This window comes from Kitasatospora sp. NPDC057512 (assembly GCF_042802135.1).
Lineage (GTDB): Bacteria > Actinomycetota > Actinomycetes > Streptomycetales > Streptomycetaceae > Kitasatospora.
Genome location: NZ_JBHVET010000009.1, coordinates 1 through 12071, shown reverse-complemented (window position 1 = coordinate 12071; position 12071 = coordinate 1). Strand labels below are relative to the sequence as shown.

Annotated in this window: 9 protein-coding genes; 3 read left to right on the top strand and 6 right to left on the bottom strand. The window is 74.0% G+C overall.

Annotation, left to right across the window (positions count from 1 at the left end; genetic code table 11):
* Positions 1–16: 16 nt before the first annotated feature.
* A complete protein-coding gene (locus tag ACFU6K_RS01520; protein ID WP_380660242.1) occupies positions 17–1786 on the top strand; it encodes a penicillin-binding transpeptidase domain-containing protein in 1770 nt (589 codons plus the stop codon).
* A gap of 52 nt (positions 1787–1838) precedes the next feature.
* Here the strand turns inward: ACFU6K_RS01520 and ACFU6K_RS01515 are convergent, their stop codons facing one another.
* From ACFU6K_RS01515 to ACFU6K_RS01490, 6 genes are all read right to left on the bottom strand, one after another.
* On the bottom strand, positions 1839–3272 hold the full coding sequence (locus ACFU6K_RS01515; RefSeq protein WP_380660241.1) for a glycosyltransferase 87 family protein: 1434 nt from the start codon (positions 3270–3272) through the stop codon (positions 1839–1841).
* 128 nt (positions 3273–3400) lie between these two features.
* Positions 3401–4960: an amino acid permease gene (locus ACFU6K_RS01510; protein ID WP_380660240.1), complete on the bottom strand. Its 1560-nt coding sequence runs from the start codon at positions 4958–4960 to the stop codon at positions 3401–3403.
* A 178-nt stretch (positions 4961–5138) separates the two neighbouring features.
* Positions 5139–6647 (bottom strand): penicillin-binding transpeptidase domain-containing protein, encoded by a 1509-nt coding sequence (locus tag ACFU6K_RS01505; RefSeq protein ID WP_380660239.1) that lies wholly within the window; start codon positions 6645–6647, stop codon positions 5139–5141.
* Positions 6647–7978, bottom strand: coding sequence for an FtsW/RodA/SpoVE family cell cycle protein (locus ACFU6K_RS01500; protein ID WP_380660238.1), 1332 nt, complete (start codon positions 7976–7978; stop codon positions 6647–6649). The genes ACFU6K_RS01505 and ACFU6K_RS01500 overlap by 1 nt, the downstream gene beginning before the upstream one ends.
* Before the next feature lie 184 nt (positions 7979–8162).
* Positions 8163–8846: an ABC transporter gene (locus ACFU6K_RS01495; protein ID WP_380660237.1), complete on the bottom strand. Its 684-nt coding sequence runs from the start codon at positions 8844–8846 to the stop codon at positions 8163–8165.
* Positions 8846–9697, bottom strand: coding sequence for an ATP-binding cassette domain-containing protein (locus ACFU6K_RS01490; protein WP_380660235.1), 852 nt, complete (start codon positions 9695–9697; stop codon positions 8846–8848). Before ACFU6K_RS01490 ends, ACFU6K_RS01495 begins: the two co-directional genes overlap by 1 nt.
* 169 nt (positions 9698–9866) lie before the next feature.
* On the opposite strand from ACFU6K_RS01490, the gene ACFU6K_RS01485 reads away from it, so the two are divergent.
* Together ACFU6K_RS01485 and ACFU6K_RS01480 are read left to right on the top strand one after the other, a co-directional pair.
* Positions 9867–11195, top strand: a complete 1329-nt coding sequence (locus ACFU6K_RS01485; protein WP_380660234.1) for a VWA domain-containing protein — start codon at positions 9867–9869, stop codon at positions 11193–11195.
* 2 nt (positions 11196–11197) lie between these two features.
* On the top strand, positions 11198–12070 hold the full coding sequence (locus tag ACFU6K_RS01480; RefSeq protein ID WP_380660233.1) for a peptidase: 873 nt from the start codon (positions 11198–11200) through the stop codon (positions 12068–12070).
* Position 12071 lies beyond the last annotated feature (1 nt).

Sequence of the window (12071 nt, the reverse complement as noted above, 5' to 3'; positions counted from 1 at the left end):
CTGGGGGACCTGCACCATGCGCAGTGGCGCGAAGATCGGCATCATCACCGGCGTGTCCATCGCCGTCCTCGCGGGCGGCGGCTACGGCGTGTACAGCCTGGTGAGCGAGTCGGACGGCGTTTCCGGTGGCAAGAAGCCGCGCACCGTGGTCGCCGAGCCGCCGACCGCCGACCAGGCGACGGCCGGCCTGAAGGACTTCCTGACGGCCTGGGCGGCCGGCGACATCGCCAAGGCGGCCTCGCTGACCGACGACCCGGCCGCGGCCACCGCCGGTCTGACCGCCTTCCGGGACCAGGTCAAGCCGAGCGCGCTGACCCTCACCCCCTTCGGGCCGACCACCCAGCAGGTCTTCTCCGCCGCCACCGGCACCCCCGCCCCGGCCGCCAAGCCGACCGCCGGGGCCTCCGCGACCCCGGGCGCCACCGGTACGCCGGGCGCCGGCGACTCGCCGTCCGCCGCCGCCACGCCCGCGCCCACCGGCACGCTGATGTCCTACAAGGCGCGCGCCGAGTTCGCCGGCACCAACCGGGCCTGGGACTACCAGGGCTTCCTGGGCGTCGTGAAGATGAGCGACAACACCCCGGCCGTGCACTGGGCGCCGTCGGTGATCCACCCCCACCTGTCCGGCAACGAGACCATCGCCGTCCAGCCGGTCTTCGCCCCGCCGTCCACCGTGGTCGACCGCAACGGCAAGCCGGTCCAGGGCGCCTCGCTCACCCAGTCGCTGCTGACCACCCTCCAGGACAACGCCAACAAGCTGCTGCCGCCGGACCCGGCCAAGGACCAGGACGCGGGCAGCGCGGTGGTGATCTCCGACCCGGCCGGCAAGGGCCCCCAGGACAAGCTGTTCACGATCGTCGAGCCGAAGCCCGGCAAGCCGTTCAAGCTCACCATCGACAACACCCTCCAGGCCGCCGCCGAGAAGGCGATGACCGACCTGGCGGGCAAGCCCGGCTCCGTCGTCGCGATCGAGCCGAGCACCGGTCAGGTGCTGGCCTTCGCCAACTCGCCGGCCACCGGCCAGAACCGGGCCTTCGCCGGGCTGCTCGCCCCGGGCTCGACGATGAAGATCGTCACCTCGGCGGCACTGCTGGAGAACGGGGTAAACCCGGACACCGTGGTGGCCTGCCCGGAGAAGAGCAGCAACCCGCACGCGATCCCGAACTCGTTCCCGGGCGCCTACCCGAACAACACGCTCCAGCAGGACTTCATGATGTCCTGCAACACCGCCTTCATCAACCAGGGCCTGACCAGCCTCAAGCCCGAGACGCTGAACGGCACGGCCAAGGACGTGTTCGGCATCGGCCTGGAGTGGAAGACCGGCCTGCCGAACACCGACGGCAAGGTGCCGGCGGCGCCGGGCAGCAAGGACGAGCAGGCCATGAACTACATCGGCCAGGGCAAGGTCCAGATGAACCCGCTGGCCATCGCCTCGGTCACCGCCACCGTGCAGAACGGCGAGTTCAAGCAGCCGATCCTGGTCGCCGACCTGCCGCAGCAGAAGGCCGCCCGCCCGCTCTCCCCGGACGTCGACGCCAAGCTGAAGGCGATGATGGCGGCCACCGCCACCGGCGGCACCGCCAAGGACGTGATGGCCGGCATCACCGACAACGCGGGCGCCAAGACCGGCTCCGCCGAGGTCGCCGGGGTCGACGTCACCAACAGCTGGTTCACCGCCTACCGCGGCAACCTCGCGGTGGCCGCCGAGGTGCAGGGCGGCGGCCACGGCGTGGACGCGGCCGGCCCGGCCGTCGCCTCCATCCTGAAGGCCAACGGCGGACGCTGAGCCCCCGCAAGCCCCCGCCCGCCCGGTGACGGGCGGGCCTCCGACAGCCCGCTCAGCCTCGCGGCAGGGCGGGCTGCGGCCTTCCCCGCCGCACCCGGCCCGGCGGGACGGGGCGCCGGCTGCTCCAGCGCCGGGCCGCCAGCCGGGGCCAGATCACCAGCACCGCCGGCAGCGCCAGGTACCCGAACCGCCCGGCCGGGGCCAGCATGAAGGCGATCGCGAGCCCGGCGGCCAGCAGGTCGGCCGCGGCGATCGCGGAGACCGGCGGCCGGGCCAGCAGCCAGATCGCCACCGCGACCAGGGCCACGGTCATCAGCGCCAGCGAGATCGCGTGCCCGGTCGGCCCGAAGCCGGCCAGCACCTTGCCGGGCAGCGGGCTGCCCGCCGGGGTGCGGATCGCCGTCATCCCGAGCGGGAAGCGCACCACCTGTTCGCGCAGCGCGTCCGCCTGGGTCAGCGCGGAGGGCAGGATCACCAGCGCGCTCACCCCGACCCCGATCAGCGCGGTCCGGGCCGCCGGGCGTCGGCCGTACAGCCGCCAGAGCAGCAGGACGGCCACCGGCAGCGCGGGCCAGGCCGTCCACTTCAGGGTGCAGGCGAGGGCGAGCACCAGCCCGGCGGCGACCGTGCGGTCCCGCTCGGCGAGCGCCATGGCCAGGCAGCAGACGCCGATCAGCGGCAGGTCCACCCCGCCGACCACGAGGGCCAGCGCGATCAGCGGCGAGGCGGTGAGGACGGCCAGCGGCAGCAGCGGCGCGCGCCCCTCGCCACCGGGGCGGGTGGGCCGCAGCAGCCGCCAGGCGGCCAGCATGCAGACGAAGAAGGTCAGCGCGAACCAGATCCGGGCGTCCCCGGCGACCCGCGCGAAGGCGGTGGAGTCGCCGAACAGCTGGCGCGGCATCCCGAACAGGGACATCGCCGGCAGGTACGGGTTGTAGTCGGTGACCACCGCCGGGTGCGGCAGGTACGCGGTGCCGGTGGTGAGCAGCAGGTGGGCCGAGCGTTCGACCACCATGACCTCGGACTGGTGGCGGCCCTGCAGGGCGAGCAGCCCGAGCGGCACCAGGACGGCCCCGACCAGGGCGACCGAGGCGGCCGCCTTGGCCGCGAAGCGGCGCGGCAGGGTCAGGCAGAGCACTCCGGCCAGCACGTAGCCGGGGGCCGCGATCAGGCCCCACTGCCGCTGGTTGGGCAGGTCGGAGACGAGCGGGAAGGCGGCGGCCCAGCCGGCCGCGACCAGGCAGCCGAGCAGTTGGACGGTCCGCGTCGAGGCGAGCCGGGCCAGCCGGGCGGTGTTCAGCCGGTCGGGCGTGGGCGGAAACGTGCTCTCGCCGCGCTGGCGGGGGACGGGACGGACGGAGAAGCCGCGCTGCGGCCGCCGTGGCCTGGACGGCGCCTCGGTCGTGGAGGTCTGGGCCGGCGTTCCGCCGCGGCCGGTGAAGCGGCCGCGCGGGCGGGGGTAGCCGGGCGTGCGGGTGCTCACCATGGTGGAAGGTTATGGGTGGGAGCCGGGCCCTGTCGCCATGGCGTCGGACACCGGACGGTCGATGGCGAGAAAAGGGCCGCCGGACGCCGTGGCGGTCGGCGGCCCTTCACGCGGGGTTCGCCTCCGGGTCAGCCGGCGGCGCTGTCCGAGGGCGCGGACTGCCGCTCGGCCTGCTCCAGCCGGGAGTGCTTGATGCTGTAGCCGAAGTAGACGACCACGGCGACGACGAGGGCGATCGCCCCGGCCCGGAAGGTGTCGGCGTGCAGGCCGGTGATCAGGTAGATGCAGAAGCCGACGCTGATCAGCGGGACGACCGGGTAGCCGGGCACCTTGAAGCCGCGCGGCAGGTCGGGCTGGGTGCGGCGCAGCACGATCACGCCGATCGAGACCACCGAGAAGGCGATGAGCGTCCCGAGGCTGGTGATGTCGGCCAGGACCCGCAGCGGGATGAACGCGGCCAGCGCGCCCACGCCGAGGCCCACCACGACGGTGTTCCAGACCGGGGTGCCGCTGCGCGGGGAGAGCTCGGCGAAGCGCTTGGGCAGCATGCCGTCGCGGCCCATCGAGTACAGGATGCGGGTCTGGCCGTAGATGACCACGAGGGTGATGCTGAAGATCGAGACGATCGCGCCGATCGCGAAGACGATCGCTGGCCAGCTCTGGCCGGTGATGTCCTGGAGGATCTGGGCGAGGCCGGCCTCCTGGCCGTCGAACTTGGTCCACGGCTGGGCGCCGATGCCGGCCAGCGCGACCAGGATGTAGAGCAGGGTCACCACGACCAGCGAGATGATGATCGCCAGCGGCAGGGTGCGGCGCGGGTTCTTGACCTCCTCACCGGCGGTGGACACGGCGTCCAGGCCGATGAAGGAGAAGAAGATGCTGGACGCGGCGATCTGCACGCCGCTGATGCCGAGCGGCATGAACGGGGTCAGGTTGCCGGAGTGGAAGCCGGTGAGCGCGATGCCGATGAACATCAGCAGGATCAGGATCTTGATCGCGACCATCACCGCGTTGACCTTGACCGACTCGCTGACGCCGCGGATCAGCAGGAAGCAGACCATGGCGACCAGCAGCAGCGCCGGCAGGTTGAACCAGTGGCTGCTGTCCGGCGCTCCGGAGAGCTGCTCGGGGATCGTGAACCCGAAGGCCAGGTCGAGGAACTTGTTCAGGTACTCGGCCCAGGTCACCGCGATCGCGGAGGCGGAGACGCCGTACTCCATCAGCAGGCAGATGCCGACCGCGAAGGCGACGCCCTCGCCGAGGGTGGCGTAGGCGTAGGAGTACGAGGAGCCGGAGACCGGGATCGCGGAGGCCATCTCGGCGTAGCAGAGCGCGGTGAGTCCGGCGGTGACCGCGGCGATCACGAAGGACAGGATGACGGCCGGGCCGGCCGACGGCACCGCGGTGTTCAGCACGAAGAAGATGCCGGTGCCGATGGTCGCGCCGATGCCGATCGAGGACAGCTGCCACAGCCCGATCGTGCGGCGCAGGTGGATGCCGGAGCGCCCGCCCTCCTCGGGCGCGCCGGCCGGGAGGGCGTCCTTGCCTTCGGTCTCGGCGATCAGTGTCGAGACGGGCTTGCGTCGCAGCAGACGCGCACCGATGGTGTTGCTGGCCAAAACCACGGTCCTTCTGGGCGGGGGAGGGTGTCCTTGCGGTCGGTCACCCGACGTGCCAGGGGGTGTCATCGGGGACCAACCGAACAAACATGGGACAGTACCCCGCGAAAGCACCAGTGTCGCAAACGAACAGTCCCAACCGGCGCATTGTACGAACCGGCGCATATCGATGTACAAACCGGACACTTCGTAAACGGCGCATCCTCCGACCGGTCGCTAAAGCAGCAGCTCAGCGCACCTGCGGAGATCATCCACCGAGCACCGCCCGCATCACCGACCGGGCGATCGGCGCCGCCAGCGCGCCACCCGTGACGTCCGTGGCGTCACTGTCCGCGACCACCACGGCGACCGCCACCGGCGGCACCGCGTCCGAGCCGGCCGGCGCCGCCCAGGAGATGAACCAGGCGTACGGCGTCCCGCTGTTGCCCACCCCGTGCTGGGCCGTCCCGGTCTTGCCGCCGACCACCGCCCCGGCGATCCGGGCGTTGCCGCCGGTGCCGTTCTCCACCACGTCGGTCATCAGCCCGCGCACCTGCCCGGCCACCGCCGGGGTCATCGCCCGCCGGTACACGGCCGGCTTCATCAGCTGCACCGTGGTGCCGTCGCTCCTGGTCAGCCGGTCCACGAGCTGCGGTCGCATCACCGTCCCGCCGTTGGCCACCCCGGCCGCGACCATCGCCATCGTCAGCGGGGTGGCCGCCGTGTCGAACTGCCCGATCGAGGAGAGCGCCAGCTGCGACTCGTCCATCCGGGTGTCGAAGTTCGACCGGGCCGCCCGCACCGGGACGTCCAGCCTCGCGTCGTTGAAGCCGAGGTTCCCGGCCATCTCGGCCATCCGGTCCAGCCCGGTGCGCACCCCCAGGTAGCCGAGCACGCTGTTGCAGCTGGCGGTCATCGCGGCGGCCAGCGACAGGTCGGGCCGGTCGCAGGCCGGGGTGTCGTTGACCAGCGGCGTGGTCGTGCCGGGCAGCACGTACGGGAAGGGCGCCCCGGTCGGCGCGGCCGGGTCGGTGACCACCCCGGCCGCCAGCGCGGCCGCGGCGGTGACCACCTTGAAGGTCGAGCCCGGCGGGTAGGTCTGGCGCAGCGCCCGGTTGAGCATCGGCTCGTCGGCGTCGGCCCGCAGCCGGTTCCAGGCCTCCTGGTCGTCGGCGCCGTACCCGGCGAAGGAGCCCGGGTCGTAGGAGGGCGTGCTGGCCAGCGCCAGGATCCGCCCGGTGGCCGGCTCGATCGCGGCGACCGCGCCCTTCTGGTCGCCGAGCCCGCGCATCGCGGCCTGCTGGGCGGCCCGGTTCAGCGTGGTGTGGACGTCCCCGCCGGGGTTCTGCCGGCGGGAGACGGCGTCCCAGACCGACCAGCCCGCCAGCCGCCCGTCGGTGCCGGTCAGCAGCTCGTCCTCGGTCCCCTCCAGCTGGTTGGTGCCGTACGCCTGCGAGGCGAAGCCGGTGACCGCCGCGTAGGTCGGGCCGTCGGTGTAGCTGCGCTTGTACGCGTACCGGCCGCCGGTCGGCTCGGAGCCGGTCACCGGGTCCGGGCCGACCAGGATGTCGCCGCGCGGCTGGGCGTACCGCTCGACGGTGAGCCGCTGGTTGGCGCTGTTGCGGTCGAGGTCCTGCGCCTGGAACACCTGCACCCGGGTGGCCTGCACGCACAGCGCCGCGACCAGCAGCAGGCAGAAGGTGCCCGCCCGGCGCCCGGTGACCGAGATGCCGGGCAGCCCCTGCGGGCCGTTCCCCCGGGGCCGGACGCGCGCCATCAGACCTCCCCGGTCACGGGCCTGCGGGCGTCGTCGCTCATCCGCACGAGCAGCGCGACGATGATCCAGTTGGTGACCACCGAGGAGCCGCCCTGGGCGATGAACGGCATGGTCATCCCGGTCAGCGGGATCAGCGCGAGGACCCCGCCCGCCACCACGAACACCTGGAGGCCGACGATCGCGGCCAGCCCGATCGCCAGCAGCCGCCCGAACGGGTCGCGCAGCGCGATGCCGGTCCGGAAGCCCCGCGAGACCAGGGCCGCGTACAGCAGGAACACCGCGGTCAGCCCGGTCAGCCCGAGCTCCTCACCGATGGTGGCGAGGATGAAGTCCGACTTGGCGGCGAAGCCGATCAGCACCGAGTGCCCGTTGCCGAGCCCGGTGCCCAGCTCGCCGCCCCAGGCGAAGGCGAACAGCGACTGGGCGATCTGGTTGGCGCCGCGGCCCGCCTCGATCGAGCCCAGCGGGTCCAGCCAGTCCGCGACCCGGCTGTGCACGTGCGGCGAGAGCCAACCCACCGTCACCGCCCCGACGGCGGCCAGGCCCAGGCCGATCGCGATCCAGCCGGTGCGCGCGGTGGCCACGTAGAGCATCACCACGAACAGGCCGAAGAACAGCAGCGAGGTGCCGAGGTCGGTCTCCAGCACCAGGACGCCGACGAACGCCGCCCAGATCAGCAGCACCGGCCCGAGCACCCGCCCGCGCGGCAGCTGCCAGCGCCAGACCCGGCGGCCGGTGAGCGCCAGCGCGTCCCGGTGCACCGCCAGGTACGCGGCGAAGAAGACCGCCAGCAGGATCTTGGCGAACTCCCCCGGCTGGAAGGAGAGCGGACCGATCACCACCCAGATCCGGGAGCCGTACACCGGCGGGAAGAAGATCGGCAGCACCAGCAGGACCAGCGCCACCAGCGCCCCGATGTACGCGTAGCGCCGCAGCCGCCGGTGGTCGCGCACCAGCAGCACCACCGCGATGAACAGCGCCACCCCCAGCGCCGACCAGAGCAGCTGGGTGGAGGCGGCGCCGCGCCCCGGGGTGGCCCGGTCGAGCCGGTAGATCACCACCAGCCCGATCCCGTTCAGCAGCACCGCGATCGGCAGCAGCAGCGGGTCCGCGTACCGGGCCCGCCACCGGACCACGGCGTGCGCCGCCAGGGCGAGCACGCCGAGCGCGGCGCCGTACTCGGCCGCGTCGGCCGGGACGTGGCCATCCAGGTTGACGCCGACCTCGACGTAGCCGAACACGGCGATCAGGACGGCGCCGACCACCAGGACGAGCTCGGTGGTGCGCCTGGTCGGCACCGGCCGGCTCGGCCCGGCGGCGGATCTCGGCACGGCGGAGGGTGTCGCCACGGACCGTCCTGGGGGTCGCGGTCTAGCGGGGAGGGTCCGGGCGCCGGTGCGGCGGCGCCCGTGTCCCGGTTCGTCACCCTAACGAGTGTCGTCCGTATTCATGACGCTTCACCACGGTGTGTCCGCCGATGCCGGAACCACCCGGCCCGCCGATCCGCCCCGGCCCTCACTCCGGCCGCCGCCCGGCCAGCGCCGCCACCCCCGCGCCGACCGCGGCCAGCAGGACGGCGGCGGCCGGCAGGCTCGACCACGGCACCGCGACCCGGCCGGTCCGGGCCGCCGACACCAGCCCGCGCACCGCCGCGTTGGCCGGCGAGGCCGGCACCACCAGCAGCAGCGTGGCCAGCCCCAGCGCCACCGGGATGCCGTACTGCGCGCGGACCAGCACCGGACGGTTCGCCACCGCCCCGGCCAGCACCCCCAGCAGCGCGCAGACCACGGAGGCCACCAGCCCGGCCAGCACCGCCGACCCGGCCCCCGGATCCTGCCGCGCCCCCCGGTCGGCCACCGGCCCGCTGGTCCACCAGACCGCCGCCACCTGGCCGACCGCCAGCACCAGCGACACCGTCAGCGCCGCCAGCAGCGCCCCCAGGTGGACCCGGACCGGGCCCGCCGCCGCCACCAGGCAGGCCCGCGAGGCCGGCGGCTCCGCGCTCAGCGCGCTGCGCACGTACCAGGCGCTCACCGGCAGCAGCACCCCCGCGCCGAAGCCGAGGCCGCCCAGCAGCGGGTCCCCCGCCGCCACCCCGACCACCAGCAGCACCGCGTACGCCAGGAACGGCGGCAGCCAGGCGTGCGAGCGCAGCAGCAGCTCCAGGTGGTACCGGGTCAGCGAACCGATCCGCGCCATCACCGCTCCCCCTCCTCGCGCCGCCGCACCGCCAGCACCCGGACGGCCGGGCGGCCCAGCAGCAGCCGGCGCAGCAGCGCGTCCGAGTGCGCGGCCGACACCGCCAGCCGCACCGCCGTCCCGGCCAGCGCGGTGACCTCCGGCGCCCCCGGCAGCGGCGTCGGCAGCGACGCGCCGTCCGGGACGTCCACCTCGACCTCCATCACCGGGCCGCCCGCCGCCGGTTCCGGCGCCCCGTCCTCGACGGCCCGCAGCACGCCGTCCGTGCCGACCCGGTACGCGGCGCTGGTCAGCCCGGCCAGCCGGGCCGGGTCGTGGTCGACGAACAGCACCGTGCCGCCCGCCGCCGCCCGCTCGGCGGCGGCCTCGTCCAGCACCGCCCGCGCCTCCGGGTCCAGCCCGGTCCAGGCCTCGTCCAGCAGCAGCACCCGCGCCTCGGGGAGCAGCGCCTGGGCGACCGCGACCTTCTGGCAGGTGCCCTTCGACAGCCGGCTCAGCGGCGTGCCCGCCCGGTCCGCGACACCGAACCGGTCCAGCAGCTCCCCCGCCCGCCGCCGCGCCCGCTCCGCCGACAGCCCGTGCACCCGGCCCACCCGCAGCAGGTAGGAGGCGGCGTCGAAGGGCAGCGCCGGCGGGAAGCGCTCGGGCACGTACGCCGCCGGGCCGGGCCGCGCCACCCGCCCCGTGCTCGGCCGCTCGATCCCGGCGACCAACCGCAGCAGCGTCGACTTGCCGCTCCCGTTCCGCCCGGCGATCCGCACCAGCTCGCCCGGCCCGACCGCCAGGTCGACCCCGCGCAGGATCCACCGCTCCCGCCGCCCGTACCGCTTGCCGACCGCCGTCAGCTCCATCGCTCCCCCGCTCCCGATCCGTCGCGGAAGGAAGGCTATCCACGACGCGTAAGGCCGCCGTGAACGCACGGATTCCCCAGCTGTGCGCCGGAGTTCGCGCCGGAGCTGGTCGAGGCACGATCCGGACTCGTTTCGCCATGGCGAACTGATGGTCCCTAGGATCGGCCGGGTGACTACCGGACGACGACCACAGACCAGGCTCGGCAGCCTGCTGGCGGCCCTGGCGATAACGAGCGCCTCGCTGCTCCTCGGCCTGCCCGCCCACGCCGACGAACCATCAGCCGGTGCCGCTCCCGCGCCGAAGGAAGCCCCTCGGGTCGACCTCGTCCTGGACGTCAGCGGCTCCATGCGCGAGGCCGACATCCAGGGCAAGAGCCGCATCTCGGTGGCCCAGCAGTCGCTGAACGAGGTGATCGACGCGCTGCCCGCGGAGACCGAGTTCGGCATCCGCACCCTGGGCGCGACCTACCCCGGCAACGACAAGGCCCAGGGCTGCCAGGACACCAAGCAGCTCTACCCGGTCGGCAAGACCAACAAGGTCGAGGCCAAGACCGCCGTCGCCACCCTGCGGCCCACCGGCTTCACCCCGATCGGCCTGGCCCTGCGCGGCGCCGCCCAGGACCTCGGCAAGGGCGAGACCACCCGCCGCGTGGTGCTGATCACCGACGGCGAGGACACCTGCACCCCGCCCGACCCCTGTGACGTCGCCCGCGAACTCGCCTCCCAGGGCATCCACCTGGTGGTCGACACCCTGGGCCTGGCCCACGACGACAAGACCCGCCAGCAGCTGCTCTGCATCGCCAACGCGACCGGCGGCACCTACACCGACGTCCGCACCCAGGAGCAGCTCACCGACAAGGTGAAGCAGCTGGTCGACCGCTCCAACGACACCTACACGGTGACCCCGGTCAAGACCACCGGCACCGACAAGTGCGAGAGCGCCCCGGTGCTCGCCCCGGGCGTCTACACCGACCGCGAGAAGTTCTCCGAGCACCGCGTCTACAAGGTCCCGGTCAAGTCCGGCCAGGAGCTGCGCGCCTCGGTCAGCGTCGCCCTCGACCGCCCGGTAGCCCGGGACTACGGGGTGCTGCTCCAGGCCACCAGCGCGACCGGCCAGGAGCTGGTCCGCGGCACCGACGCCGGCAGCAGCCGCACCGACGTGGTCTCCACCGGCCTGCGCTGGTCCACCGACGACTCCAAGGGCTACGTCACCGCGAGCCCCACGGCCACCAAGGACTCCAAGGAGAAGCCGGAGACCACGGTCTGCCTGGTCGTCAGCAACTCGCTGGCCCCGCAGGCCGGCGTCCTGGCCGACCCCGGTCTGCCGCTGGAGCTGACCGTCGACCTGGCCTCCGCCTCGCCCGCCCCGGAGGGCGCCGCGATGGGCCTCGGCCGCGGCTGGATCCTGCTGCTCACCCTCACCCTGGCCGGCCTGGCCTTCGGTCTGGTCTTCGGCTGGATCGCGCGCTGGCGGATCGCCGTCTGGCGGGAGAACTGACCATGCGTACGACGATCCGCGGCGCCCTCGCCGCCCTCGCCCTGCTGCCCGCCCTGGCCCTGAGCGCCCCGGCCGCCTCGGCCGCCTCGCCGTCCCCCTCGGCCAGTGCGAGCGGCACCCCGGCCCCGGCCACCAAGGCCGGCACCTCCTTCCTGACCGCGGTCAACCTCTCGCCCAACCAGGACGCCAACGTCTCCGTCTCCACCGGTGACTACCTGTACTGGGCGTTCGGCGCCGCCGAGGGCCAGACCCCGACGGTCAACCTGACCGTCGGCCTGGCCCCCTCGGCCGACCGGCACGGCCCGCAGACCTGGTCCGTCGAGGTCTTCGACGGGCTGCGCCGCCGCCAGGCGTGCACCGCCGGCACCCAGAACGCCACCGCCGACCAGAGCGCCGGCTCGCTGGCGCTGAACTGCACCCTGCGCGAGGTCCGCACCTGGGCCGAGCCGTGGTCCGGCGACCCGCTGCCCGGCACCTACTACGTGCGGCTGTCGGTCAGCGACGTCCCGCAGCCGGACCTCGGCCTGGCCTCCTCGGTCCAGCTGCACGTCGCCGCCAAGGGCGACGCGGACAACGCCCAGCCGGAGGGCGGCGAGCTGAAGGCCCCGCTGGTCCCGCCGGCCGGCGGCGGCGCGAGCACGGCCAAGGCGGCCGCCCCGGTGGCCCAGGAGGAGCACTGGTACACCGGCTGGTTCTCCGGCTGGAACAGCCGCTGGTACTGGACGATCGGCGGCGGCTTCCTGGCCGCGCTGGCCGGCGTCCTGGGCTACAACCTGACCCGGCACCCGCGCGGCCACCGGCCCGGCCACTACGGCGCCGTCCCGTCCCAGGGCTCCCACCAGAGCGGCCACTACACCGGCTCGGACCGCCCCTGAC

Excerpts from the sequence above, each read along its gene's own strand:
- ACFU6K_RS01520 (WP_380660242.1), top strand. The coding sequence starts at position 17 with ATGCGCAGTGGCGCGAAGATCGGCATCATCACCGGCGTGTCCATCGCC.
- ACFU6K_RS01515 (WP_380660241.1), bottom strand. The coding sequence starts at position 3,272 with ATGGTGAGCACCCGCACGCCCGGCTACCCCCGCCCGCGCGGCCGCTTC.
- ACFU6K_RS01510 (WP_380660240.1), bottom strand. The coding sequence starts at position 4,960 with ATGACACCCCCTGGCACGTCGGGTGACCGACCGCAAGGACACCCTCCC.
- ACFU6K_RS01505 (WP_380660239.1), bottom strand. The coding sequence starts at position 6,647 with ATGGCGCGCGTCCGGCCCCGGGGGAACGGCCCGCAGGGGCTGCCCGGC.
- ACFU6K_RS01495 (WP_380660237.1), bottom strand. The coding sequence starts at position 8,846 with ATGGCGCGGATCGGTTCGCTGACCCGGTACCACCTGGAGCTGCTGCTG.
- ACFU6K_RS01490 (WP_380660235.1), bottom strand. The coding sequence starts at position 9,697 with ATGGAGCTGACGGCGGTCGGCAAGCGGTACGGGCGGCGGGAGCGGTGG.
- ACFU6K_RS01480 (WP_380660233.1), top strand. The coding sequence starts at position 11,198 with ATGCGTACGACGATCCGCGGCGCCCTCGCCGCCCTCGCCCTGCTGCCC.